Origin of the sequence: Singulisphaera chitinilytica (assembly GCF_049331405.1) — a bacterium.
Classification (GTDB): domain Bacteria; phylum Planctomycetota; class Planctomycetia; order Isosphaerales; family Isosphaeraceae; genus PoT.
Genome location: NZ_CP186274.1, coordinates 1,032,728 through 1,058,700, shown reverse-complemented (window position 1 = coordinate 1,058,700; position 25,973 = coordinate 1,032,728). Strand labels below are relative to the sequence as shown.

Here is a 25,973-nt window from a genome sequence, read left to right as displayed (position 1 = left end):
TGGGAACTCGAAGATGGTGAATCCAGAACCAGGCCGGCCCCCGGCGCTCAGGCCGTTCGTCCCGCTGACCCTCGCGCTTTCGACCGTCGCCCTCGCGACCTGGCTCCTCCTGCCGAACGAGGCCGCCAGGGGAGCCTCCGCGACTGCGGCCAGGGCCGAGAAGCCGAAAGACGAGGCGGCGTCGAAGGCGGCCTTCCTCGAGGCGTACAAGGTGCTGATGCACCCGAGGTGCATGAATTGCCACCCCTCGGGGGACATCCCGCTTCAAGGGGACGACAGCCACCTGCACGCCCAGAACGTCCAGCGCGGGCCGGACGGCAAGGGGAAGTACGCGCTCAAATGCGCCAATTGCCACCAGCTCAGCAACCTGCCGGGGCTGAACATGCCTCCGGGCAACCCGAACTGGCACCTGCCCCCGCCGAACATGAAGATGGTCTTCCAGGGCCTGACGCCGCGCGAACTCGCCCGCCAGCTCAAGGATCCGGAGTTGAACGGGCACAAGACGCTCGACGAGTTGCTCCATCACGTCACCGAGGATAAGCTCGTCCTCGGCGGCTGGGATCCCGGCGACGGCCGGACCAAGCCCCCGCTCTCCCACGAGGAGTTCGCCAGGAAGATGCGCGAATGGATCGAGAACGGCGCGGTCGAGCCCGACTGACGAGAGGCTCGACCCTGCCCGCCTCGATCGCCCCGTCGAGGAAGGATCCCGATGAAAGACATGGGCTACAAGGACGCGTTCATCCAGGTCGCCACCGATTGCACGGCCACCACCGGGGTCGTCCCACCGAGCCGGGGCGGGCGCAAATCCGTCCCCGTCTACCAGTATGAGCTCCTCGCGGCGAGCCCTTATCAACTGACGCACGCCGACCTCCTGTACGAGGTCCACGTGCGTCACAAGGAGATCGCGGAGGCCGAACTCGAGGAGCGGGGCGACGAGATTCGAGCCGAGCTCCTCGAAAAGCCGCACCCCTGCCTGCGGGCCTCGGCCCTGGGCAAGACGTATGGCTGGGGCGTCCACTACGACGAGGAAGGGCGCATCGCGCTCTACGCGGTCGACTCCGACGAGTATCGCCGGTTCAGCCGGCCCGGAGAGGTCGCGACCCTCGTGCGGGCCATGCGGACCCGCCGCGAGGGGAAGGCGTAGGACGGATCACTTGGCGTTGATCAGCTCGATGGCGGTGTCGGCGAGGAGCCGGCCCGCCTCGGGGGCCATCTGGCTCGGGGGGCCGAAGCTGCATTCGTAGCCGCCGCGGCGGAAGGCCGCCTCGTGCGGGAGGTAGCCGAGCATCCCGTTGGCGTAGCCGACGACGAAGGTGCGCGTCGGCCAGGTCGCCTCCTTGATCCGGAGCCCGTGCTCGACGAACGACTCCGAGGGCTGCGACGCCAGCGCGACCGAGCCGAGCCGGATGACCTGGACCTCCGAGGGTTCCTCCTTCTTCGCCTTGATCATCGCCACGAGCGGCGGGATCTTGCGCTCGTAGTATCCGGCCTCGCCGAAGCGCTGGGTGCCCGGCTTCTTGCCCTGGATGTCATCCTCGTCGACGTTGCGATAGGGGATCGCGATGGTCTTCGACTGCGAGGTGGCCGAGCTGGGGATCTCCCACTTCACCTTCTTGAGGGACTTCAAGGCATCGTCGGCGAGGATGGTGCCGATCTGCTCCTTGGTCTTCACCGGGCCGCCCCGGGGCTCGTCGTAGGAGATGTTCCCGGCCGCCCCCTGGAGGAAGAGCGCGATGGGGATACCTCGCTTCTTCAACTCCGTCGCCACGACGCCCGGATAGCCCGCGCTGAAGAAAGGGTCGCCGCCGTGGTGGGTGGGATGGCAGGCGAAGTTCAGCAGGGCGCCTTTGATCGCCATGTCGGGGCCGCGGAAGACAAGCAAACCAACCTCAGGGTCGATCGGGCCCTCGAAGCCGAGGGCCATGGGGTCGCTGAACGAGCCGTGGGTCCGCACCGTGCCGTCACGCATCAGGACGCGGCGATTGGTCGCCACGTCGAACTCGAAGGCCGTGCCGACGGCCATCTCGCTCGGCCCTCGCGAGGCCAGTGCCTTGCCCACGGCGTCGGCGGAGGCGTCGACCATCTTCTTGATGTACCCTTCGTCGCGCGGCAGGGCCTCGTCGATCATGGCGGGGCCGGCGTGGTTGTGCGTGGCCGCCACCATGACCCGGTCGCCGGCGAGCCCGAACTTCTCCTGGATCTTGCGCCTGATGGCCGCGGTGTCGGCGGCGCTGATGAGGGCGACGTCGAGCGAGATGACGGCCACCGGGGTATCCTCGCCCGCCTGGAAGGCCGCCGCGCGGACGAACAGGGGGTCGATCGCGTCGTCACCGACCAGCTTCGAGTTCCACCCCTGGCGGGGCGTCCCCTTGGGCGGGGTGATGTCCACCTCCGCGAACCCTGCGCGGAACTCCACGGCCCCCGCGAACGTCCCCACCCACACCGCGACCGCACCGACGATCCAGCCCAATTTCCGCATATCCACCTCAACGGCTCGAGTGTCGAATCAAGCTGACACCCGAGCTTCGCAGGCAGACGCGGCCGCCGCAAGCCCCCGTGACGGAGGGGTTGCGGCGATCAAACATCCATGATGTTACGAAGTCCTCGCGCTTTCACGTCACCTGGAACCACGAGTCATCGTCAACTTGAATTCACCAATGACAGCGCACTGTCGTGATCAATTCAAAGTTCGGTTCAGGTCAGGATCGGCTTGACGACGTTCCCTTCCACGTCGGTGAGGCGATAATCGCGGCCGGCGTGGCGATAGGTCAGGCGCTCGTGGTCGAGGCCCAGGAGGTGGAGGATCGTGGCGTGGAAGTCGTGGACGTGGACGCGATCCTCGGCGACGGCGACGCCGTAGTCGTCGGTCGAGCCGTGGACGATGCCGCCGCGGACGCCGGCGCCGGCGAGCCAGGAGGAGAAGGCCTGGTGATGGTGCTCGCGCCCGGCGTGGCCGGCCTGCTCGTGGTAGGGGGTCCGGCCGAACTCGGTCGTCCAGACGACGAGCGTGTCGTCGAGCATCCCGCGCTGCTTGAGGTCGGCGAGGAGCCCGGCGATGGGGCGGTCGACGTTGCGGGCGAGCCCTGCGTGGTCCTGCATGTTGCCGTGCGAATCCCAGTTGCCCGACGAGCCGGTGTCGATCAGCTCGATGAACCGGACGCCCCGCTCGGCCAGGCGGCGGGCGACGAGGCACTGCCAGCCGAAGCCGGTGTTCTGGCCGCGCTGGAGGCCGTAGAGGTCGAGCGTGGCGTCGGTCTCGCCCGCGAGGTCGAAGGCGTGCGGGGCCTCGCTCTGCATGCCGAAGGCGGTCTCGAAGGACTTGATGCGGGCGTCGAGCGCGGCCTCCCCCGGCCGGGCTTCGCGATGGCGGCGGTCGGCTTTGGCGAGGAACTCGAGCTCGCGCCTCTGGAGCCGCTCGCTGGCGATCCGGGGGGCGATGTTGGGGATCGGCGTCGGGCCGGGGAGTACGTGCGTCCCCTGGTGGCAGCCCGGGAGGAAGTCGGACGCCCAGGTCTGCGCCCCCGCATAAGGGGCCGCGGGCGCGATCACGACGAACGAGGGCAGGTTGCGGTTCAAGGTCCCGAGGCCGTAGCTCACCCAGGCGCCCAGGCTCGGGCGGGCGAAGGTGAACGACCCGGTGTGCATGCCGAGCGTCCCCTCGTAGTGGTTCGTGTGGTCGGACGACATCGAGCGGATCACGCAGAGGTCGTCGGCCTTCTCGCGGACGAAGGGGAAGAGGTCGCTGATCTCGGTCCCGCAGCGGCCCCCCGGGCGGAACTCCCAGTTCGGCCGCTTCATGAAACGCTGGAATGAGCCTTTCTTGCCCTGCCAGTTATCGACGGTGATCGACTTGCCGTGGCCGGCGAAGAGCTTCGGCTTCGGGTCGAACGAATCGATGTGGGAAACCCCGCCGGTCATGTAGAGGAAGATCACGCGCTTGGCGCGGGCCTCGAAGTGCGGGGGGCGATCCGCCAGGGGATCGGCCGCGGCCTCGGGGCCGAAGGCCTGCCCTTCCTCGGCGAGCAGGCCGGCCAGGGCGATGGCGCCGAAGCCTCCGGACGCACGCGCGAGCAGCTCTCGGCGGGTGAGCGGGCCGGTGGTCATGGGAGGGTTCCTCATCTCTCGTTCGATCAATCCACGAACAGGAATTCGTTGCGCACGAGCAGGGTGCGGGCGAGCGCGGACCAGGCCCGAAGCTCTCGCCCGGCCGGGTCTTTTTCCGAGGGCTCAAGATCCTCGCGGACCGCCGCCAGGAACGCGAGCGACTCCGACGACTCGTCGGCCGAAGGGGGTCGGCCCAAAGCACGCTCGAAGGCCTCGCCCACCTTCGCCGTCTCGTCGCGGCCCGAGTCGAGCACGCGTTGAGCGAAGGCGGTCGCCTGTTCGTGAACGAAGGGGTCGTTCATGAAGAAGAGGGCCTGCGTGGGGACCGTCGTCGCCGAGCGCCTGGCGGTCGTCGCGTTCGGGTCGGGGCCGTCGAAGAGGGCGAGGTACGGGTGCCGCTTGATCCGCTGCGTCATCAAGAAGACGGACCGCCGCCGCGTGTCATAGACCGCGTTGAATGGCCCGTGCTGGCTGAACGCCCAGGTCTCGACCGGCGGGAACGGGTGGCGGCCCCCCGAGCCGGTTTCGAGCGTGCCGGCGACGAAGAGCATGGCGTCGCGGATCTCCTCCGCGTCGAGCCGACGCCTGGAGAACCGAGCGAGCAGGTCATTGGTCGGATCGGGCGTCTCGGCCGACGGCTCCGCCTCGCTCGACTGCTGATACGTGCTCGAGAGCATGATCCGACGATGGATCGACTTGACCGACCAGCCCTCGACCATGAACCGGCCCGCGAGGTAGTCGAGCAGCGCCGGGTGCGTCGGCTTCTGGCCGCGACGGCCGAAGTCGTTCTCGGTCGCCACGAGCCCCTTGCCGAAGTGGTGCTGCCAGATCCGGTTGACCATGACGCGTGCGGTCAGCGGGTTCGACGGGCGGGTGAGCCATTCCGCCAGGGCGAGCCGGCCGCTCCCCGAGTTGGGCGGGACTTTGTCGCCGCCGAGGATCTGGAGGAAGCGGCGAGGGACCTCGTCGCCGGGGGTCGTCGGCTCGCCCCGCTTCTGGATCCGGGCGTCGTGGGGGGTGCCCTCGGCGACGCCGTAGGCCATCGGGTAAGGCCCCGTACGCTCGAGCGTGGCGCGGGCCTGATCCTTCTCCATACGCTCGGCCGAGATCGCGTCGAGGCTCGATCGCAGGGCGGCGATCTTCGTCAGACGCTCGGCCTGGCCGGGGTCGCTCGTGGCCGCGGGCGCCGAGGGAGAGCCCAGGGCGGCGAGCGGCTCGTCCTGGATGATGAGGTTGTCGACCTCGCTCGCGGGCTTGTTGCCGCCGAGGTGGCCGTAGCCGTCGACGAACGTGTAGTCGAGGTTCCCGTCCCAGTTGGAGGCGAGGGCCTTGCCCGAGAACGTCGTCAGATCGCCGGGGACACCCACGGTGCCCGAATACGTGCGGGCGTCGAGGTCGACGGCGAGCTGGACCTGATACCAGGTCCCCGGCTTGACCTCCCGGATCGGCTCGACCGCGTCTCCGGATCGGGCGAAGAACTGGCCGGCGTTGAAGAAGAGTTCGACGGCCGCGGAGACCCCGGGGCCATGCCCCATATAGAACCGATAAGCCCCCTGCCCTCCGTTCGCCGCGTCCACGACCCGGAAGTCGAGGTTGACGTGGACGACGCCATGCGTCGCCGGCCTGCGATTGATCGGGAGCAATTGCCCGAAGGCGTTGTTGGCCGAGTTGTTCGGCAGGGAGACGCCGCGAGTGCCGGCCCCGGAGGCGTTCGCGTAAGGGCTCTGCGCGGTCGCCGCGACCCTCGCCCCGTCGAGGAACATCCACGGGGACCCCGGCCCTGAGCCCAGGGCCTGGGCCTCGAACGAGCCGTCGAGGCCGACGAGCGGCAGGAGTTGCGAGTCGACCTCGGCCTTGCGGGCGTCAAGCGCCTTGATATCGGCCTTGAGCCGGTCGAGGGTCGCTGTGTACGCCCGGTCTTTCGCCTGGGCCTCGGCGGGGGGGATCAGCGGCACGAAGTCGCGGGGCCGCTTCTTCTCCTCCGAGCCGGGGAAGGCGTAGCGCGTGCTTTCGAAGATGCCGAAGAGGGCGTAATAGTCCCCCGCCATCACCGGGTCGAACTTGTGATTGTGGCAGCGGGCGCAGCCCAGGCTGAGGCCCAGGACCGACTGGCCGAGCGTGTCGATCGAGTCCTGGATCGTCAGGTGATGATAGTTCTCGGGGTCGAAGCCGAACCGGCGCGAGATGGCGATGAACCCCGTCGCCGTCACCATGTCGGCGAAGCGTTCGGGCGGGGCCTCGGCCCCGAGCAAGTCCCCGGCGACCTGCTCGCGCACGAACTGGTCGTAGGGCTTGTCGTTGTTGAAGGCCCGGATCACGTAGTCGCGATAGAGGTAGGCCTCGGGGACCGGGTAATCGGCCGTCTCGCCGGCGGTGTCGGCATACCGGACGACGTCCAGCCAGTGCCTCCCCCAGCGCTCGCCATACCGGGGCGAGGCCAGGAGCCGCTCGACGACCCGCTCGAAGGCGTCGGGCGCGGGATCCTTGAGGAACGCGTCCACTTCCTGAGGCGTCGGCGGGAGGCCGGTGAGGTCGAACGTCGCGCGGCGGATCAGGGCCCGGCGATCGGCGGGGGGGGCGGGCTTCAGCTTCGCGGGTTGGAGCCGGTCGAGGATGAAGGCGTCAACCTCGTTGCGTCCCCAATGCGTCGGGTCGTCCACGTCGGGAGGCGGCACCGCCTCGACCGGCTGGAACGACCAGAATTGTTTGTCCTCGTCGGTGATCTCGCCCGAGCGAATCGCGACGGGCTTGTCGGAGGAGGGCCATTGGGCCCCCTGCTCAACCCAGCGTTCGAGGTCGCCGATCTGCTCCTGCGAGAGCTTGCGGCCGGGGGGCATGGCGAACTCGCCCTTGTGGGCGACGGCCTGGATGAGCAGGCTCTCGCCCGGGTTGCCGGGGACGATCGCCGGGCCGGCATCGCCCCCTTGCATCAAGCCCGCGCGGGCGTCGACACGCAGGCCGGACTCCTGCTTCTTGTCGCCGTGGCACTTGTAGCAGGCGGTCGCCAGGATCGGGCGGATCTTCTGCTCGAAGAAGGTCTCGGCGGGATTGTCGAATCCGACCGCGACCGAAGTCTGGAGGATCGCCAGGGCGAAGAATAGCGGGAGACCGCCCTTCATGGTATCGCCTCGGGGTGGGGACGACCGCGATCAAGAAAAGTTAAACACTCGCCGTCGTTGATTCTGCCCAACGCCGTCGGGCCTGTCAATTCCACGCCGAATTCGGTGGCTCGCCCCTATGGCGTGAACAGATCTGGGGTGACGAGAAACCTTCCTGTCGTCGGAATGATTCCGACGAGTCGCGGGCCTGCAAGGGGCCATGAGCGATGCCCCGTCGGGGCCGAGCCGACGGCTGTCGCGGATCGATCGAAGCTATTCGAACTGGCGAATGGAGAGAGGTTCGGACCTCCGGCCTTGATGGGTGAGCCCTGGAGTTCGGGACATGCCTCCAGTCTATTTGAAGCCCTCTGGATTCGCGAAGACGCTCGATTCGTCCTCGAGGAGAACAGTCGGCCCAGCGTCCTCCAGGCTCAATAACTCCGGCCCGGAGGTGGACCGGGGCCAGACAACTTCGTCGGCGGCGGGACTCGGCGACTCCGGCTCGGGGGCTGGTGACTCGATCTCCATGAGGCTCGTCGGCTGCGACTCGGAGGCGGGTTGAGGTTCGGCGGGCTCGGTTTCGGGCTGGGACGTCGTGGCGGCTTTCGCTCGGCGGGCGGCGAGTCCCCCTTTGCGCCCGATCTCGGCCATATACTGACGGTTCCGGCTCACGGAGTTACCGCCGCGTCGGCCCGCCTCGGCGGCTTCTTCGGGGTTGAACTCGTGCGCGGTCTTTCGCTCATGGGCCGCCCGGCCCCCATGGCTGGATATTTGCCGCTGGAGATCGGGATCCATCGAGGCGAAACCACGCTTGCGCTTCTCGGGCATCGTCAAATTCTCTTCCTCATCAATGATTGAGATCGCAATGGCGGGTGGAGCCGGCTGGGACAAACATCTCGGGCTCGGCAGGAGATCCGCGAGCAAGACGACGTTAAAGGGGCGGGATTCGCCCGGATCGTCCGTTTCAAAAACCCGGATCTCACCAAGTCGGAGAGGGCGAGGACGGCCTCCCCGACACCGTGGCGACTGGCGATCGGCGCGAGGGATCGTCGCCACCGAGTCATCCGGAACGCGAGTCACGCGTTGCGATCGCGGTGCGCCGGGCGATGATACTGCCGACCCTCGCAGGGAACTCGCGCGACAAGCCCGATCGCACCAGCCCCGAGAGCTGGCGTGGCGACCTCCCTCAATGACCCTTCTGCAGGATATTCCGAACATGAGCCGACATGGCGGAGGGGGAAATGCCTCCGTCGAGCCCTCAATCGTTCATACAATATCATCCCGCCAACATGTCTCTGTTTTTTGCAAATGCTCGATTCTTGAGAGATTTTATGTGCCACCTCGGTTTTTATTATTATAGTGTGGTGCTCCGGACAGAATCCGTCTATTCGGAAGAACGAGAAAAAGACGCAAGGGAAACCCCGACCCCCCTTCGGTCTTTCCTGACAGCCGGCCGCGCGCCGATCGATCGACCGTGGCCTGCGACTGGTCGTCTGGAAAGACGCGCATAGCATGTGGCGAGACCTGCAAATCTCATCTCCCCGAACCTTGCCTAATTTCCCTGGATTACGACCTCGACCCGCAGCCGGGCGAGACGAACGACCCCGGAGACGGCGTGATGGTCGCGAAGGCCCTCGTCGCGTTCCCCCAGCCCTGCCCGGTGCTCACCCACAGCAGCAACGGCACTCGATCGCACTGGATGGCGGTCGAATTCGAGCTGGGCGGCTGCAGCTACCGACGCGTGCCCCCATCGGCGAGCGTTGGATCGAGGAACACTGGCGGGCCGCCGCCCGCGAGATCCTCAAGGGCGGATAAGGGGAATCGAGGATGAATCGATCGCGGCACTTATGCTATTTTGACCCGGCGTCGAGCAGATATTTAGCCAATGGATTGCAAGGAATCGCCATGTACGAAGCGCCCAAGGCAGAACTCACGGACGAAACCACGCCGGCCCCGGTCAGGGTCCCGGTCTCGGATTACATCATGGCGGTGATCTCGGGCCTCTTCGTCACCTTCGGGGTCATCCTGGTTGCCGGCTTCTCCCCAGTCTTATTGGGGGATCTGATCAAGTCGGTCCCGCGGCCGGTGTTCCTGGCAGTCCCGGTGTTGGCGATCGGACTCGGGATCCTCTCCGCCTGGCAATCGGTGAAGCAGGCGCGACGCAAAGCCCTGGAAAAGTCGAAGGCTCGCTGATCCCCGAGTCCAACTCTTCTTCGCCGCTCGCGGGGGTTGCGTCGAGGCCCTCGAATGCGGCGACGGGAGGCGTCCGGTCCTACGATGTCGGATCACATCTTCAAGTTCAGCGAGCACCAGAAGCCGAGGGACGACCGCGAGAGGCCGGACGAGGATGAACTCGTCAAGTGCGCCCGCTGCGGCGCGATGATCCCCGGCACGAGCACCCGTTGCCCCGAGTGCCGGGTCCACTTCCAGGGGGAGGCCCAGGACTTCTACCACGAGTCGGAACGCGAGGAGCGTCACCCCTGGAATAAGAGCTGGGCCGTCGCAATCGTCGTGGTTTTGCTCGTGCTGATGATCCTCGGGTCACTCGTCCCGCGGTGATTTCACCATTCCAATGAACACTCTTTGATAAATCACAGCAACACCACCATGATCCACACTCTCCGAATCATCCTCGGTGTCGCAAGGTTCCTGCCGGCGCTGCTCCTGAATCTCTGGCTCACCGGGCTGGCAATGGGCCAGCCGCCGAAGGCCGAGGTCGTCGATGCGAAGACATTCCGCGGCAAGGTGATGTGCGGATATCAAGGGTGGTTCCGATGCCCGGGGGATGCCGCCGGCCTGGGGTGGCGGCACTGGAGCCGGGACGGGAACCGGATCACGCCGAGGTCGCTCACGTTCGAGATGTGGCCGGATATGACCGAGTACGGCGCCGACGAGAAGTTCGCGGCCCCCGGGTTCAGCTATCCCGACGGCAAGCCGGCCGAGTTGTTCAGCTCGGATCAGGCGGCGACGGTGCTCAGGCACTTCTCCTGGATGCGCGACTACGGGATCGACGGTGCCTGGCTCCAGCACTTCGCGGTCGACCTGCCGGGAGGACCGGCGGCCGAGAATTATCCCTCACGGCGCAGGGTCCTGGATCACGTCCGCAAGGCCGCCGCGCAGACGGGGCGGGCCTGGGCCCTGACGTACGATATCTCGGGGATGCCCACCGATCGGATCTATGAGGTTGTCACGGCCGACTGGAAACGTCTGGTCGATGAGGGGATCACGAAGGATGAGCGCTACCTGCACGAAGGGGGGAAGCCGGTCGTCGAGTTGTTCGGGTTCTACTACAAGAACTCGCATAACCGCATGACGGCCGAGCTGGCGAACAGGCTCATCGACTTCTTCAAAGCCCCCGGCCCCTACCAGACCTTCTTCGTCGGCGGCGGCGACTGGGACTGGCGGACGAACCCCGACAAAGACTGGCAGGCCTTCTTCAAGCGGTTCGACGCATATTCACCCTGGAACGTCGGCAACTATGGCCGGGATTCCAAGGGGGTTCATCATGCGTCGACCGGCCACTGGGCAAGGGACCGTCGCGAGTGCGAGAAGCAGGGCCCGATCTGGTATCCGGTCGTCTATCCGGGCTTCAGCTGGGATAACCTCCAGCGCAAGCCGGCGGGGAGCACGGCGCTCGGCCGCAACGGGGGCAGGTTCTTCTGGGAGCAGTTCCACGAGCTGTCGAAGCTCGGCGTCGACACGGTCTACGTCGCCATGTTCGACGAGGTCGACGAGGGGACGGCCATCTTCAAGGTGACCAACGCCCCGCCGACCCAGGCTCATTTCCTCGGATATGAAGGCTTGCCATCCGACTGGTATCTCCGCCTGACCGGCGAGGCCGCGAAGATGCTTCGCAAGCAACGGCTGGCCTCGGCGGAGATCCCCATCAAGCCCTGATCATTCGACAATCATCACCCCGTTCATGACCATCCAGTGCCCGGGGAAGGTGCAGAGGAACGGGTAACGGCCCGGCTTGGCGGGCGCGTTGAAGTAGATCGGGAACTGGTCCTGCGGGTAGACCATGTCGGTCCCGGCGATGACGTCATCCGTCTTGGGGATGTAGTGCCGGGTGACGGCGTCGGGGTCCGCGACGATCTTGTTGACGAGGTCGCCGACCTTGGGGAGCGTGCCCGGCTTGATCAGGACCCAGTTGTGGGGCACCACGTCGGGGTTCATGAAGACGAGCTTGATCGGCTCGCCGGCCTTCACGTTGATCGTCGGCGTGGCGAACGTCAGATTCTTGCCGGCCTCGACGACGACCGGGCGGGCGTTCGCGATCGGGAACCGCCAGGGGTTCGGCACGGTCTTCGACGCCTGGGCCAGGTCGCTGAGGATCGGGTGGGCGGCGATCGTCTTCTCCACCGGCTTGTAGTTCGGGATCCCGGTGAACGGGGCGGCGAGCTTGTTCACGGTCGCGAAGATGTCGTGCGGCGCGCCCGCGTCGACCCGCAGGTGGAGTTGGAGCTGGTTGACCGGCTGGAGGTCGGGGATCTCCAGGAAGAGGTTGCGGCCGTCGTCGAGCACCGTCGCCGAGCGGATCGCCAGGGGGTCGTGCCCCGGCATGCCCGGGTGCCTCGGCGAGAGCTCCTGCGAGCCATACGCCGCACCATAGCGATAGTTCCAGACCTGGGCGAACTGGTTCTTCGGCAAGGCCGCGACGGACGGGTCGATCGGCGACGAGAACGTCAACAGGACGCCGTTCTGATGGGAGTGGATGGCGACGGGGAGCTGCACGGGATCCCCCGTGTAGCGGACGCGCTGGAAGCAGCCGTCGGCCTGAGTGTAAGAGCCCCACCCGGTCATGCCCGAGACGTAGAGCTGGCCATCCTTGGGGTTGAACCGGCCGCGATGGACGCCGGAGAGGAAGTCGCCCGGCATCTGCACGACGGCCCCCTGCGGCTGGCCGTCGACCTGCTCGCGGAGGAGGAGGAAGAACGAGCCGGTGCCGAACGAGAGGTGGAGCATCTGCCCCTGCAGCGGTCCCCAGCGGTCGCTCGTGACCGTCACCTGGCCGCCGCTCGAGTTATCCAGGCCTCGGGGGAGGTAGACCAGCGGCAGATCCGGCGTCTTGCCGTCCTTGGGGCCTCGGTAGCCGTAGTGGCCCCCTTGCTTGATCTCGCAGACCATCGAGGAGGGGGTCCATTCCCCCTCCGAGCAGGGGATGGTGATCACGCCGTCGGGGGAGAGGCCGATGCCGTCCGGGTTGCGGAAGCCGGTGGCGATGACCTTGACCGTCTTGCCATCAGGGCTGATCCGGATGACCCCCTGGGTGCTCGAGGCCGTGAGGAAGTCGCCGGCGGCGTCGCGCTGGAGGCCGGCGATGAAGTCGTGGCCCCCCGGCGAGGTCTCGTAGGCGTTGCTGACGCACTCGTGGAAGTCGGCCTCGCCGTCGCCGTCGAGGTCATGCAGGCGGGTGATCTGGTCGCGGCCCAGGACGTGGACCTTGCCGTCGACGACGAGCAGGCCGAGCCCTTGGTGGATTCCGGTGGCGAAGCGACGCCAGCGAACGTGCTCGAGCGTGTCGTCGATCCCCTCGACGCGCCAGACGTCCCCCTGCATGGTGCAGATCATGGCGGTGCCGTCGGGGAAGAAGTCGTGATCGCCGATGAAGAAGAGGGCGTTCCAGGGGTTCTTTGCGGGAAGGCTGAGAGTGTCGACGGCGTAGGGTCGGTTCGTGCCGAGGGAGCCCTTCGTCTCGAGGACCTGCGGCCACTGCGGGGAGCCACCTCGCGTCAGGGCGGCGAGGGGATGCCCCTCGGCGGGCCCGACGACCCTCGTGAACTTGCCGTCCTCGACCCAGGGGGCGTCGAGCATTTCCACGTCGCCAATGCGGTAGGAGAAGACCACACGTTTGCCATGACGGTAGAAGCCATGATACCGGAAGTCTTTTTCGGGGGCCTTGCCCTCGGGCCGGGGCAGCATCGTCCCGACGGGGATGAGGCCTTCCATGAAACCGTGACGGACCTCGGAGAAGCGGACGAATCCCCCTTGCCAGAGGGCCTCGAAGCAGAGGGTCTGGGGGTTGAAGCAGGCGGCCATCTCCCCCTTGTCGCCGAGCCGGACGCAGACGGACTTCGGCACGACGAGGTCGGGGCCTCGATAGACGCCGGATAGCACGGTGCCCAGGTCGGAGTCGTTCCAGCGGGCGTCCTTCCAGGTGTCCTCGTTCTGGTTGCCCCAGTGGCCGTAGGTGCCGCCGTCGAGCCCCGGGTAGGCGGGCAGCAGGGCGGGGAGGGTCGGCAGCTTGACGGCGAACTCGGCCTCCTTGGCATAGAAGTCGTAGACGCGATCCCGGTTCACCGGATGGACGGCGTTGGGCCAGAGCTCGGGGCGGATCGGCTTCTTGTCATAGGCGAATACGACGGGGGTGTGGGCGTGCTCGAGCCTCGCCTCGGCGCCGGCGCCTCCGGGTCCGCCCAGCTCGGTCAGGAAGCGGGCTAGGTCGTGGCGCTGCTGCGTCGTCATCGAGGCGACGAGGCCGTCGGGCATCAGGGTCCCCTGCTCGCGGATCTCCTCGATGTCGGCACGGGCGACCTTCAGGACGGTGTCCGTCGCGGCCTCGCGCAGGGAGATCGCCTTGTCGTCCTCTGCGACCTTATAGCCCTGGACGATCTTGCCGTCGGACAGGGCGATGATGGTGGCGGCATACCCCGCCTTGATGGTCCTGCCCGGCCAGAGCAAGGACTCGATGATCTGGTCATGCGGCACGCAGCGCCCGACGGTCGAGAGGTCGGGGCCGATCGTCCCCCCCTGCCTCCCCACCTTATGGCAGGAGAGGCAGCCGAACCGGGCATCGGCGAAGACGTCGGCCCCGCGCACGGCATCGCCGTGCGCCTTGGCCTCCGCGAGCAGGCTCGACACCTGCTGGGATTGCTCGGGGTTGAGGGGCGGGACATCCGTGGGCGGAGCCGGGGCAGCCGCCTTGGCGCCCGGAGGCGCCGGCGGAACAGGAGTCCTCGGCTTCGGCGCGGGGCCGGCGGGCTTGCCGTCGAGCTGGGGCAGGAGCCAGTCGAGGCCGTCGAGGTTATCCTGCAGGCGCTCCTCGGCGTCGTCCATCGTGTGGCCTAGGATCCCGATGGGCCCCTTGTAGCCGCTCTTCTGGATGACCTTGAGGAGTTCGAGGTCGCGCGAACCCTGGCCCAAGGGGAGGATCTTGCGGCCGACCTTGTCGCCGCCCGGATCCGAACCGTTGAGGTTGAGCGAGAGCAGATGCGGCTTGATCTTCTCGAGGAGCGCGGGGAAGCGGTCGAGGTGGTCGTGGCCGTGGTGGAGGTTGTAGACGAGGCCGACGTTGTTGACCCCCTGCTCCTTCAGCTTGGCGATGATCTCGAGCTGATTCTCGGGCTCGCCGAACCAGCCGCCGTGGTTGTAGAGCGCGAGCTTGGAGCCGATCTTGTTCGCCTCGTCGGCGAGCGGCTTCAACTGCTTCGCGGCCTCATTCACCCTGCGCTCCTGCTCGGCGCCCGTCGCGAGGTCGGGCCCGAAGTCGAGGAGGACCCAGAGCTGCGTCGTGAGCTTGTGACGCTTGAGCAGGTCGAGGATGGTCCTCGTGTCGTTGTTCAGGACGCCGGGGGCCCAGAAAGCGTCGAGGGCGACTCCGTGACGCTTGAGGGCCTCGACCTCGGCGTCGAAGGTCGGGATGTGCTCGCCCCGCCAGTCGTAGGCGAAGTGCTTGAACCCGAGCTTCTGGAGCATCGCCGCGCGTTCCTCCGGCGCACGCTTCTTGGAGTCGAACGGGACGATGCACCAGGCGATGAGGTTATCGCGAGAGAAGAGGGCGTCGGCCGCCTTCGCGGGGAACCCGCACAGGATCGCCCCGCAGAGCAGCAGGGCCCCCAGGGCTAGCGAGCCGGGGGAACCCCCTTGCCGTCGCTGTCGCGGTAGAATCATCAGTGAACACCTCGGTGTCAAAGGGAGAGAGACCTCGCCTTGGGGGGTCCGGCGGCTGCGTTCGTGTGTGACCGAGAACGAGGGCGAGGTTCCCGCGCCGACCTCCGACATCCGGGCGATCCGGGCATCGATCGCCTCCGGGATGCGGGCGCGAGACTCGAGCCATTGTGCGCGGGACGGCCGGCGAGGCATAGGTGGGACCGGCCACCTTAGGGCATAACGTCGCGACCGTTAGGCCTCCGCTCACCGGTCGCGACACCAAGATCGGTCTCGGAGAAGCAACGGTTTGGAGCCGCTGACCTCTGGCTTCGAGAGATCCGTTGGCCCTACAATCTCCCCCATACGAGAGGCTAACCCCCGCCAGCATTGGCCCCTGCGAAGGCTTCCGCCGTCCTTGGTCGGATGGACGGCGTCGAATCGCCCCGGGCCTCGTTATCGAAAGTTCCACCCGATGCGCGAGCATGAGTTCCTCACCAACGCGGGGATCAAGCTGAATTTTGGGGCGTGCCCGGAGGGGCTGCCCCCGGTCGTCATGCTGCACGGCGTCACCAGGCGCTGGCAGGACTGGCTGACCCTGATCCCTTCGCTCGCCCCGCGCTGGCGGAGCGTCTCGCTCGACCTCCGCGGCCACGGCCGATCCGCCCGCGTGCCCGGCGGATACCGGGTGGCCGACTACGTCCCGGACGTGGTCGACTTCCTCAGGCGAGGGATCGGCGAGCCGGCGATCCTGATCGGGCACTCGCTGGGGGGGAACGTCGCCGCGGCGGTCGCCGCCGAGGCGCCAGAGCGGGTCAAGGCGTTGGTGCTCGAGGATCCGCCGCTCGAGGTCGCCGGGCCGATGCTGGCCGAGACCCCCTTCCCGGCCATGTTCCGGGTCTACCTCCGCCACGCGGGCTCGACCCGGCCGATCCCCGAGATCGTCGCCGAGCTCTCGGAGTCGCTCGTCCCGGCCCCCGGTCATGAGAACCTCGTCCGGCTCGGCGAGATCCGCGATGCCGTGGCCTTGCGGGTCATCGCGGCGGGGCTCAAGCAGCTCGCCCCGGAAGTCCTCGCGCCGCCGCTCGCCGGGCGCTGGCTCGACGGCTTCGATGTGTCGGCGATCCTCCACAAGATCAAATGCCCGACCCTCTTGATCCAGGCCGACGAGGCCGTCGGCGGGCTCCTGCCCGATGCCCTCGCCTCCAGGGCGAAGGGCCTGATCCGCGAGTGCCTCGCGATCAAGCTCCGGGGCATCGGCCACAACATCCACGGCAACGCGAGCGAGGCGATGGCGAGGCTGGTCGTGCCCTTCCTCGCCTCGCTCGATTGAGGAGAGGCCAGTCATGAAGAACGCGCCAGGGACCACGCTCATCGGCAACGGTCAGATCTTCGACGGCACGGGCAAGGCGCCCGTGCCGGACGGCGTCGTGGTGGTCAAGGACGGCCTGATCGCCTACGCCGGCCCGGCACTCGGCGCCCCCGAGGTCCCGCCCGACGCCCGCCGGATCGACGCCAAGGGGGGGACGATCCTGCCGGGGCTGGTCGAGGCCCACTTCCACCCCACCTACTTCAACGTCGCCGAGCTGGCCGACCTCGACATCAAGTACCCTGTCGAGTACGTCACCCTGCTCGCGGCCTGCAACGCCAAGCTCGCGCTCGAGTGCGGCTATACGTCGGCCAGGAGCGGCGGGAGCCTGCACAACATCGACGTCTGGCTCAAGAAGGCGATCGAGAACGACCTGATCCCCGGCCCCCGGCTCGCCGCCAACGGCCGCGAGATCTGCGGCGCAGGCGGGCTCATGGACTGGAACTCCGAACACCTCAAGCTCGGCATGGAAGGCCTGATCCTCCTCATCAACGGCCGCGACGAGGCCCGCAAGGCCGTCCGCAAGCTCGTCAAGGACGGCGTCGAGTGGATCAAGACGTATCCCACCGGCGACGCCGCCGCGCCCGACTCGGCCGACCACCACACCCTCTGCATGACCTTCGATGAGATGGAGGCCGTCGTCGCCGAGGCTCACAATTACCACCGCAAGGTCACCGGCCACTGCCGGGCCAACCTCGGGATCAAGAACGCCCTCCGCGCGGGGTTCGACTGCCTCGAGCACGCCACGTTCATGGACCAGGAGGCCCTGGACCTGATGCTCGGGCGCGACGTCCCCTGCGTCCCCGCGCTCCAGTTCGAGTTCGCCAGCATCGAGAAGGGCCCCGGCTTCGGGATGCCGCAGAGGGTCGTCGACGGCCATCAGGAGACGCTCGACGGCGGCGCCGAGAGCGCCAGGATGATCCTCAAGGCCGGCGGCCGGGTCGGCATGGGGGGCGATTACGGCTTCGCCTGGAATCCGCACGGAGACTACGCCAAGGAGCTGACCTTCTTCGTCAAGTACGTCGGCTTCACCCCGCAAGAGACCCTCGTCTGCGCCACCAAGACCGGCGCCGAGATCATGGGCCGGAGCCACGAGTTCGGCACCCTCGAGCCCGGCAAGCTCGCCGACGTCCTGGTCGTCGACGGCGACGTCCTCGCCGACATCGCGATCATCGAGGACCGATCGAGGTTCGTCGCCGTGATGCAAGGAGGCTACGTCAAGGCGGGCCAGCTCGCGACGGTCAATCCCCTGGCTTGATTTTGTGTTGTCATAAGCAATTTCTGTTCGACGAATGGCCCTGGCGAGCAATCGGCAGGGCCTTCGGGCAGGAATCGCCGAGCGCTACGCCCTGGCTCGTCCGTCTCCTCGAAGCTGGCGGGTTGAGGCCCTCGCCCCTATCGGGACGTCAGCAGGCGATGCGCGGCCCCCGCGGCGAGCCCACCCGCGAGATACCAGCCGACCGTCATCACCGCCGTCTGCGTGGTCCGAGCCCCCGGCCGATGCCCGAGGCCCATCAGCGGCGGCAAGGTGGCCGCCCCTAATCCCGCGACAGCACCGAGCGCGGCTCCCCTCGCAATCGCCCCCGAGGGCTTCCCCAGCCCGACCAGCGCATAGAAGAGCGTATTGCTCACCATGTCGCCGGCGAGCGCCACGGCCTGCATTTCATCCCCGGCCGGCGGCTCGATCCCGACCGCCTCCATCCCCGAGGCGATCGCCCGACGCCCTAGGGTGTCCATCCTCGGCGCGTCGGAACGAATCCGACGCACCGACTCATGCACGAGCGTCAGGGCCGTTGCACCGGCCAGTCCGCTCAGCAGGGCGTTCGCCCAGCGTGTTCCACCGTCGGTCATCGCATTTGCCTCCGATCATGAGTCCCTTGGAATCTCATGATCGGAGACGCAAGTACCATGCCGCTATCGGGCCGACAAGAGGCACCGTTAACTCCAGATAGGAGCATATATCATGACAACAAAGCTCTAAACTCGTTAACCGTGTCCCCACGCTTGCCGATGCCTCGGCAAGCGTGGGGGTTTCGACACAACTTGCCTCAGCCGAGCGACCAACCCTTGCGATAGGGCAGGGTGATGAAGGCGTCGGCCTCGGGGGCGTTGGTGGCGCGCATGGCTTCGGCGTCCCACTCGAGCTTCTTGCCGACGCGGTAGGCGACGTTGCCTAGGTGATTGGCCTCGGTGAGCCAGCCAGAGTACTCGAAGTTGCAAGTGGTTGGGGCGCCGGTCTTGCAGGCGTGGATCCACTCGGCGTGATGGCCGATCGAATTGGGGATGGTCGGCGCGGGGGGCTTGAAGTCGGCGAACTTGTCCTCGGGCAAGAGCTTGTACTTGCCGTAGTCGGCCAGGAGCATCCCCTTGTCGCCGACGAAGAGGACGCCGCTGTCCCACTTGGGGATCTCGCCCTTGCGCCAGGGCTCGGGCTTCTCGGAACCTTGATACCAGCTCAGCTTGACCGGGGCGAGGTCGCCACGCGCGGCGTATTCGTACGTCGCCCGCATCGAGGCCGGGGCGAGTTCGGGATGGGGCGGCGGGCCGGCGGCCTCGATCGTCTTGGGGGCCTGGAGCTTGAGCGCCCAGAAGGGGAGGTCGATCCAGTGGCTGCCGAGGTCGCTCATCGTGCCGTTGCCGAAATCCCACCAGCGGTACCATTTGGGACCCGGCAAGTAGACCTTGTGATAGGGACGCGAGGGCATCGGGCCGATCCAGAGGTCCCAGTCGAGGCCGGAAGGAATCGGGGTCGAGCCCTCGGGCCGCTCAAGCACCGCGACGCTGTCGCCGTTGCGCACGGCTTCTTCGGGGCTCTGCCGCCCCCAGGCACGGCTGACCCAGACGTGAACCTCGCTCACCGAGCCGATAGCCCCCGACTGGACGAGTTCGACCACGCGACGATAGTTGTCGCCGGCGTGGATCTGGATCCCCATCTGGGTGGCGACCTTGGCCTTGTTGGCGGCGAGGCGGATCTTGCGGGCCTCGGAGACGGTGTGCGTCAGCGGCTTCTCGCAGTAGACGTGCTTGCCGAGCAGCAGGGCCGGCAGCGTGGCGAAGGCGTGGGTGTGCTCGGTGGTGCTGACGACGACCGCGTCGAAGTCCTTGGCGTGGTCGTAGAGCTTGCGGAAGTCCTGGAACTGGCGGGCCTTGGCGTGGATCGTGGCCGCTCGCGCGAGCGCCGGCTCGTTGACGTCGCAGAGAGCGACGATGTTGACGTTGTAGAGGGCGACGTTCTTCTCGGGCGAGACCGATTCGAGATTATCGCCTCCGCGTCCCCCGGTGCCGATCATGGCGAGGTTCAGCTTCTCGTTCAGGTTCCGCCCTCGCACGACGGCGGGGGCCGCGAACGCGCCGACGGCGGTGCCCGCCACGACCCTGGCGAATTGTCGGCGAGAGGTGCGTGGGGGGGTCATATCTTTGGTCGAAGAATCGCCGAGCGTCATGGGGTCAACTCCTGGGCCGGCCGATCCGACCCGATCCGACTACGTCGAGCTCCCGCGGCGGTCGCTCTCGCCTTCACATGATCTGAGGCGCGTACCCCCCTCGCAAGGGCCCATCCCCTCCGATATTGTCCCGCCCAGAGCCCCCTGGCTTCCTCATCGTTTGAAATTATCATTTGAATAGAAAAGAAACGGCGAGGGTCCTCGCCCGTTGCCCGAACCAATCGATGGGGTGAGCCATGAGAGTCGGCCTGCGCTTCGTCTCCGCGACCCTGATCCTGCCCGCCGTCCTCGTCGGATGCGTGACGATCTCCGAGGCGTGCACCGGGATCCGCTTGAAGACCAGGGATGGCGCGATCATCTACGGCAGGACGATGGAGTTCGCCGACCCGCTCAAGTCGCAGGTCCTGGTGATCCCGCGCGGCAAGGAGTATGTGGGCATCGCCCCCGGGAACCGCCCCGGCCTGCGCTGGACCGTGAAGTACGGGATCGTCGGCGCGAATGCCTACGGGTTCGACGAGATCGTCGACGGGATCAATGAGAAAGGCCTGGTCGCGGCCGCCTTCTACCACCCCGACTACGCCAAGTACCAGACGATCCGCAAGGAGGACGAGTCAAAGACCCTCGCCCCCTGGGAGTTCCCGACCTGGCTCCTGAGCTCGTTCGCGACGGTCGCCGAGGCGAAGCAGGCGGCCTCCTCCGTCAAGGTGGGCGCGACGACGATCCCCCCGGCCCTGCCGATCACGCCTCCCCTGCACTACATCCTACACGACGCGACGGGCGCGTGCGCGGTGATCGAATTCACCGATGGAGAGATGAGGATCTTCGACAACCCGCTCGGCGTGATCACCAACGCGCCGACGTTCGACTGGCACCTGACAAACCTGCGGAACTACGTGAACCTCTCGCCGACGAACGTCCCCCCCGTGGACGTCGCCGGGATCAAGCTCGGGCCGCTCGGCCAGGGCTCGGGATGGCTCGGCCTGCCCGGCGACTATACTCCCCCCTCCCGCTTCATCCGCGCGGTCGCCTTCAGTCAGGGCGCCGAGCCCGCCCCCACGGCCGAGGCGGGCGTCAACCTCGCCGCTCACATCCTCAACACATTCGACATCTTCGCCGGCGCCGTCCGCAGCAAGGATCCGAGCATCCCGTTCCTCGAGATCACCCAGTGGACCGTCTACGCCGACATCACGAACAAGTGCTTCTATTTCAAGACCTATGACGATCAACGCATCTCCAAGGTCGACCTCACCAAGCTCGACTTCGGCTCCGGCAAGGTCCTCTCCATCCCCATGGGCCAGAAGCCGACCTTCGACGACGTGACGGCCAAGGGCAAGCCCTCGAAGTAAGCCGGCCACTCCCTCCAACCGACCGCCACCCGGCAGCACGACCTCGACAACCGGAAATTCACATCAAATCCCCCGATGGCAAACAGCCATCGGGGGATTTTCCGTTTCACTCAGGCATGATCACCGCAAAGTCTTTCCCACAAGCAATTTTCGCCAAGTATTACACTCACGAATCGCCCTCCGTGATGACTTTTGTCATCAAATCACAGAGATTTTGGCAATTTACCTCAGTAATTTGGTCGACATTAAGGGCAATATCTTGACCAACACGGTCGCTTTAGTGACAATTCGACCGTCAATCATCCTACCGTCTCTTGGAAGAATCGGCAGAGGAAAGGTGAGGACAAAACGAGGGGTTTCCCCTTCCTCGTGCTCGTCGAGACGACTTTCCCCCCTGTCGGAGGAGTGGTTCGCCATGCAGGTTAAGTTGTCGGAGTCCCTGGTTGTGTCGACCGAAGGCCATGATCGTCGCGTCGCCGGACGCGGTGGATCCTCGGGTGTTCGTCCGTGCTGCGGTCGCTCGGGTTTCACGCTGATCGAGCTGCTGGTGGTGATCGCGATCATCGCCGTCTTGATCGCCCTGCTGCTGCCCGCCGTGCAGGCGGCCCGCGAGGCGGCCCGCCGGATCCAGTGCACGAACAACGTCAAGCAGCTCGGGCTCGCTTTGCACAACTACCATGGCGCCCACAACCGGTTCCCTTCCGGCTCGATCAAGGTGACGACCCCGGCCAACGTCGCGTTCCGGCAGCCGTTCCTGACGATGCTGCTGCCGTTCCTCGAGCAGGGGAACCTCTACAACAGCTACAACAACAACCTGAGCTTCCAGACCGACGCGAACAGCACGACGCGAGTGACGTACGTCAACTCGTTCCTCTGCCCGGATGACACCCCGGTGATGTTCACCAACAACGGCGGTGCCATCAACGACGTGAAGGGCAACTACGGCATCAACTGGGGCCAGGGCGGCTACGGCACGTCCCCCCTGCCCGCCCCGTTCGGCCTGAACTATGGCGCGACCATCGCCGAGATCACCGACGGCCTGAGCCAGACGTTCCTGATGTCGGAATTGAAGCAGACGCCCCACCCGACGGGCCAGCCGGTCGGCACGGTCGACCGCCGGGGCCGGATCTGGAGCGACCAGGATTCTTCGCACCAGATCTCGACCTTCCTCACCCCCAACAGCCCCGCGCCCGACTACGGCACCTGCTGGGCCTTCCCCAACCTCAAGGCCCCGTGCAACCGCGACACCAACTCCGGCAACAACTCGTACATCGCCACGAGGAGCTTCCACCCCGGCGGCGTGAACCTGCTGCTCGGCGACGGCTCGGTCCGGTTCATCAAGGATTCGATCAACCCCGCGAATTGGAACGCCCTGAGCAGCAAGTCGGGCGGCGAAGTCCTCAGCGGAGACGCATTCTAATGTGGAACACAGGATTGAAGCTGAGTGGACTGAACGAGTTCTTCCGCACCCTCCGGCCGGCATCGGCCGCCGCGGCCCTGGCGCTCCTGAGCGTCGGCTGCGGCGGGGGCGACGGCTCGAGGCTTCCGGTCTCCGGCAACGTGGTCATCGACCAGAAGCCGCTCGAGACGGGCTCGATCACGTTCCTGCCCGAGGGCGAAGGGGCCCCCGCGGTCGGCGAGATCGTCGACGGAAAGTATGAGATTGGCGCCGACGGCGGCCCCCAGCCCGGTGCTTACAAGGTCGTCATCCTCTCCTCGAAGTCGACCGGGAAGCAGGTGCCCAGCCTCGATGACCCGTCCGTCATGATCGACGAGGTCGTGAACATCGTCCCGACGCGCTACAACGTCCAGACGACGCTCCGCGCCGAGGTCAAGCGAGAAGGGAACAACCAGTTCCCGTTCGAGTTGACCTCGCTCAAGGAGACGGCCAAGGGCAAGGGCAAAGCCAGGTCACGCCGGAGCTGAGATTTCCCCCCCGAGCTTGCGGCCGCCCCGGGCGGGGACGTCGCTCCTCAAGGGGGTCTCGAGACGCGACAGCCGACTTCCAACATGCGCAGAGGGGTATTTCTCCGATGATCCGTTCGCGACTCTCGGACGGCCTGCGGCTGGCGATTGCGGGAGCAATCGCCGCCCTGCTGTCCGCCCCGGTGCTGGCGGCCGATGCGCCAGCAGGCGAGAAGGCCCAGGACGCGGCCAAGCGGCCGAACGTGCTCTTCCTCGCCCTGGACGACCTCAACGACTGGACGGGGTTCCTCGGCGGCCATCCGGGCACGCTCACGCCGAACATGGACCGGCTCGCCAGGCGAGGTGTGGTCTTCAACAAGGCCTACTGCTCGGCGCCGCTCTGCAACCCGTCCCGCGCCAGCCTCTTGACGGGCCTGCGGCCCTCGACCACCGGGGTCTACCAGAACAACCAGCCCTGGCGCCCCGTGCTGAAGGACGCCGTGACCCTGCCGCAGCATTTCATGGCGGCCGGCTATCACGTCGTGGGCGGCGGCAAGATCTTCCACAACGCCTACAACGACCCGCAGTCGTGGCACCAGTGGTATCGGGAGAAGGCCAACCCGCACCCGGCCAAGACGCCCGTCAACGGCATCCCGAACACCGCCCACTTCGACTGGGGCCCGCTCGACGTCCCCGACGAGGAGATGGGGGACACCAAGGTCGTCAACTGGGCGATCGACTACCTCAAGAAGCGGCCCGAGGATAAGCCCTACTTCCTGGCGGTCGGCCTGATCAAGCCCCACCTCCCCTGGTACGTCCCCAGGAAGTACTTCGACCTCCACCCGCTCTCGGAGATCAAGCTCCCCGAGACCAGGGCGGACGACCTCGACGACATCCCGGCCGCGGGCCTCGCGATGGCCAAGCGCGACAAGGATCATCGCCAGGTGGTCGAGCATCACCAGTGGGAGAAGGCCGTCCAGGCCTACCTCGCGAGCATCTCGTTCGCCGACGCCCAGATCGGCCGCCTGCTCGACGCCCTCGACGCCACGCCCGACGGCAAGGAAACCATCATCGTCCTCTGGGGCGATCACGGCTGGCACCTCGGCCAGAAGGAACACTGGCGCAAGTTCGCCCTCTGGGAAGAGGCCACGCGGACCTCGCTCATCGTCATCGCTCCGGGCAAGACCCACGCCGGGACCCGCTCCGACCGCACGATCACACTCCTCGACCTCTACCCGACCCTGGTCGAGCTCTGCGGCCTCCCGCCCAAGTCGGGGCTCGAGGGGAACAGCATCGTCCCCTTGCTCGAAGACCCGGCCGCGACCTGGGATCACCCCGCCGTGACAACCTTCGGGCGTAACAACCACGCGGTCCGCAACGAGCGCTGGCGTTATATCCGCTACGCCGACGGCACCGAGGAGTTGTACGACCACGACGCGGATCCGAAGGAGTATGAGAACCTCGCCAAGGATCCGAAGTCGAAGGAAATCATCGCGACCCTCAAGCGTTCGCTCCCCGAGCAGAACGCCGCCGAGGCCCCCACCCAGCGCGAGCAATAAGCCTCGCACCTTGTGAGCCGCTCACAACAGAGAGGCCGTCCCCGCGACCTTCGCGGGGACGGCCTCATTTCGTTGGTACCGGGGCTCGACAAGGTGTGGCCCGAGCCCCCCTCGCCCGTTAAGATCCTACTCCGAAGGGTGTCAATACATCGGACCTGTCACGCTTGAAAGCGCGAAGCCCGGTCCGCGCCCCTCTTCCATCGCATCAACCGACAATACACATGTCCCGGCGAGAGATCCGAACCATGCCCTATCGTTGGACGATCGCGGCCTCGATCCTCCTCGTGACCCTCTCGGCGCAGTTGCAGGCCGCGGAGGAGTACCAGCCGCTCTTCAACGGCAAGGACCTGGAAGGCTGGGTCGCCGAGGGAGTGACCCAGCGCGAGCAGGACGGCGCGAAGCAGCCGGTCTGGACCGTGAAGGACGGGGCCATCTACTGCCAGGGGCAAGGCTTCGGGTTCCTCCGCTACGATCGCCGCGAATTCAGCGACTTCGAGTTCCACCTCGAGTTCCGCATGGCCCCCGGCTGCAACAGCGGCCTCGGCATCCGGACCCGCAACTTCGAGCCGGATAAATCCAGGGCGACGCGGCCTTCCTTCTATAGCTACGAGATCCAGCTCATGGACGACGCGGGCAAGGCCCCGACCGCGCACAGCACGGGCTCGCTCTACCGCTACGTCGCCCCCAAGGAGAACTCGATCAAGCCGGCACGCGAATGGAATCAGATCGACATCGCCTGCAAGGGGTCGCGGATCAAGATCACGCTCAACGGCGTGGAAATCATCGACGTCGACCAGTCCGAGATCGCCGCCCTCAAGGATAAGCCGCTCAAGGGCTACGTCTGCCTCCAGAACCACGGCGGCACGATCGAGTTCCGCGACATTCGCATCCGCGCCCTGGATTCATCCAAATAACCTTGGACGCCGATTCGGAAAGGCGACAGACTCCCGCAAACTCGCCCGCAATCCGTAAATTCCTCGCGAACACCTCAAGTCTTCCATCCTCCGAATCCGATCGTGAATGATGACGGGCCCGAAGGGGCGGACAGCCTCGGGCCGGGCCCGTCGGCGATCCTTCGGTACGCGGCCATCCCCACTGGCTCCGCGCATCGAAGATCGGTCGGAGCGTTCTGAACTCCACCCATTGATCCTCGCCCCACGACGCTCATGCCACTCCGAGATGGCCTTGCCCCACCACCGACTGTCGGTATTGCTGCGCGCGTTTCGCGTGACGCTGCCACGCGAAGGGCGACCAAGAACCACCTCTGCTGTCGTGCAAGGACG

At 66.6% G+C, this 25,973-nt stretch carries 19 protein-coding genes and 1 pseudogene; 13 read left to right on the top strand and 7 right to left on the bottom strand.

The window, feature by feature from the left end; genetic code table 11:
* Window positions 1-13 precede the first annotated feature (13 nt).
* Entirely contained in the window at window positions 14-658 is a 645-nt protein-coding gene (locus ACOYYX_RS04120) for a hypothetical protein (protein WP_422928669.1), read from the top strand.
* Between the two features lie 51 nt (window positions 659-709).
* A complete protein-coding gene (locus ACOYYX_RS04115) occupies window positions 710-1,144 on the top strand; it encodes a DUF6157 family protein (RefSeq protein ID WP_422928668.1) in 435 nt (144 codons plus the stop codon).
* 6 nt (window positions 1,145-1,150) lie between these two features.
* Here the strand turns inward: ACOYYX_RS04115 and ACOYYX_RS04110 are convergent, their stop codons facing one another.
* From ACOYYX_RS04110 to ACOYYX_RS04095, 4 genes and pseudogenes are all read right to left on the bottom strand, one after another.
* Window positions 1,151-2,485: a hypothetical protein gene (locus ACOYYX_RS04110; protein ID WP_422928667.1), complete on the bottom strand. Its 1,335-nt coding sequence runs from the start codon at window positions 2,483-2,485 to the stop codon at window positions 1,151-1,153.
* A gap of 209 nt (window positions 2,486-2,694) precedes the next feature.
* A complete protein-coding gene (locus ACOYYX_RS04105; protein ID WP_422928666.1) occupies window positions 2,695-4,104 on the bottom strand; it encodes a DUF1501 domain-containing protein in 1,410 nt (469 codons plus the stop codon).
* A gap of 26 nt (window positions 4,105-4,130) precedes the next feature.
* Window positions 4,131-7,223, bottom strand: coding sequence for a PSD1 and planctomycete cytochrome C domain-containing protein (locus ACOYYX_RS04100; protein WP_422928665.1), 3,093 nt, complete (start codon window positions 7,221-7,223; stop codon window positions 4,131-4,133).
* Between the two features lie 602 nt (window positions 7,224-7,825).
* A pseudogene (locus ACOYYX_RS04095) lies at window positions 7,826-8,030 on the bottom strand (KGG domain-containing protein); the annotation flags it as partial.
* 790 nt (window positions 8,031-8,820) lie between these two features.
* On the opposite strand from ACOYYX_RS04095, the gene ACOYYX_RS04090 reads away from it, so the two are divergent.
* The 4 genes from ACOYYX_RS04090 (at window position 8,821) to ACOYYX_RS04075 (ending at window position 11,099) form a co-directional block, all read left to right on the top strand.
* Window positions 8,821-9,033 (top strand): hypothetical protein, encoded by a 213-nt coding sequence (locus ACOYYX_RS04090; protein WP_422928664.1) that lies wholly within the window; start codon window positions 8,821-8,823, stop codon window positions 9,031-9,033.
* A gap of 74 nt (window positions 9,034-9,107) precedes the next feature.
* On the top strand, window positions 9,108-9,395 hold the full coding sequence (locus ACOYYX_RS04085; RefSeq protein ID WP_422928663.1) for a hypothetical protein: 288 nt from the start codon (window positions 9,108-9,110) through the stop codon (window positions 9,393-9,395).
* An 84-nt stretch (window positions 9,396-9,479) separates the two neighbouring features.
* Window positions 9,480-9,761, top strand: a complete 282-nt coding sequence (locus tag ACOYYX_RS04080) for a hypothetical protein (RefSeq protein ID WP_422928662.1) — start codon at window positions 9,480-9,482, stop codon at window positions 9,759-9,761.
* Window positions 9,762-9,809: 48 nt separating this feature from the next.
* The gene (locus ACOYYX_RS04075; RefSeq protein ID WP_422928661.1) at window positions 9,810-11,099 is read left to right on the top strand and encodes a glycoside hydrolase family 71/99-like protein; all 1,290 of its coding nucleotides are present in this window, start codon (window positions 9,810-9,812) and stop codon (window positions 11,097-11,099) included.
* Here ACOYYX_RS04075 and ACOYYX_RS04070 read toward each other — a convergent pair whose 3' ends face one another.
* Window positions 11,100-15,092: a DUF6797 domain-containing protein gene (locus ACOYYX_RS04070; RefSeq protein ID WP_422928660.1), complete on the bottom strand. Its 3,993-nt coding sequence runs from the start codon at window positions 15,090-15,092 to the stop codon at window positions 11,100-11,102.
* A 451-nt stretch (window positions 15,093-15,543) separates the two neighbouring features.
* Between ACOYYX_RS04070 and ACOYYX_RS04065 the strand changes: the two genes are divergently transcribed.
* Together ACOYYX_RS04065 and ACOYYX_RS04060 are read left to right on the top strand one after the other, a co-directional pair.
* Window positions 15,544-16,401 carry an alpha/beta fold hydrolase gene (locus ACOYYX_RS04065; RefSeq protein ID WP_422928659.1) on the top strand — a complete coding sequence of 286 codons (858 nt, stop codon included), beginning with the start codon at window positions 15,544-15,546 and terminating at the stop codon, window positions 16,399-16,401.
* Between the two features lie 13 nt (window positions 16,402-16,414).
* A complete protein-coding gene (locus ACOYYX_RS04060; RefSeq protein WP_422928658.1) occupies window positions 16,415-17,695 on the top strand; it encodes an amidohydrolase family protein in 1,281 nt (426 codons plus the stop codon).
* Between the two features lie 137 nt (window positions 17,696-17,832).
* On the opposite strand, the gene ACOYYX_RS04055 is transcribed toward ACOYYX_RS04060, so the two are convergent.
* Window positions 17,833-18,288 carry a hypothetical protein gene (locus tag ACOYYX_RS04055; protein ID WP_422928657.1) on the bottom strand — a complete coding sequence of 152 codons (456 nt, stop codon included), beginning with the start codon at window positions 18,286-18,288 and terminating at the stop codon, window positions 17,833-17,835.
* Window positions 18,289-18,485: 197 nt separating this feature from the next.
* A complete protein-coding gene (locus tag ACOYYX_RS04050) occupies window positions 18,486-19,880 on the bottom strand; it encodes a Gfo/Idh/MocA family protein (RefSeq protein WP_422928656.1) in 1,395 nt (464 codons plus the stop codon).
* A gap of 236 nt (window positions 19,881-20,116) precedes the next feature.
* Here ACOYYX_RS04050 and ACOYYX_RS04045 point away from each other — a divergent pair, with 236 nt between their 5' ends.
* From ACOYYX_RS04045 to ACOYYX_RS04025, 5 genes are all read left to right on the top strand, one after another.
* Window positions 20,117-21,226: a linear amide C-N hydrolase gene (locus ACOYYX_RS04045; RefSeq protein WP_422928655.1), complete on the top strand. Its 1,110-nt coding sequence runs from the start codon at window positions 20,117-20,119 to the stop codon at window positions 21,224-21,226.
* Between the two features lie 415 nt (window positions 21,227-21,641).
* Window positions 21,642-22,646, top strand: coding sequence for a DUF1559 domain-containing protein (locus ACOYYX_RS04040; RefSeq protein WP_422928654.1), 1,005 nt, complete (start codon window positions 21,642-21,644; stop codon window positions 22,644-22,646).
* Between the two features lie 14 nt (window positions 22,647-22,660).
* On the top strand, window positions 22,661-23,152 hold the full coding sequence (locus tag ACOYYX_RS04035; protein ID WP_422928653.1) for a hypothetical protein: 492 nt from the start codon (window positions 22,661-22,663) through the stop codon (window positions 23,150-23,152).
* Window positions 23,153-23,259: 107 nt separating this feature from the next.
* Window positions 23,260-24,690: a sulfatase gene (locus ACOYYX_RS04030; protein ID WP_422928652.1), complete on the top strand. Its 1,431-nt coding sequence runs from the start codon at window positions 23,260-23,262 to the stop codon at window positions 24,688-24,690.
* 245 nt (window positions 24,691-24,935) lie between these two features.
* The gene (locus ACOYYX_RS04025; protein ID WP_422928651.1) at window positions 24,936-25,604 is read left to right on the top strand and encodes a 3-keto-disaccharide hydrolase; all 669 of its coding nucleotides are present in this window, start codon (window positions 24,936-24,938) and stop codon (window positions 25,602-25,604) included.
* Window positions 25,605-25,973 lie beyond the last annotated feature (369 nt).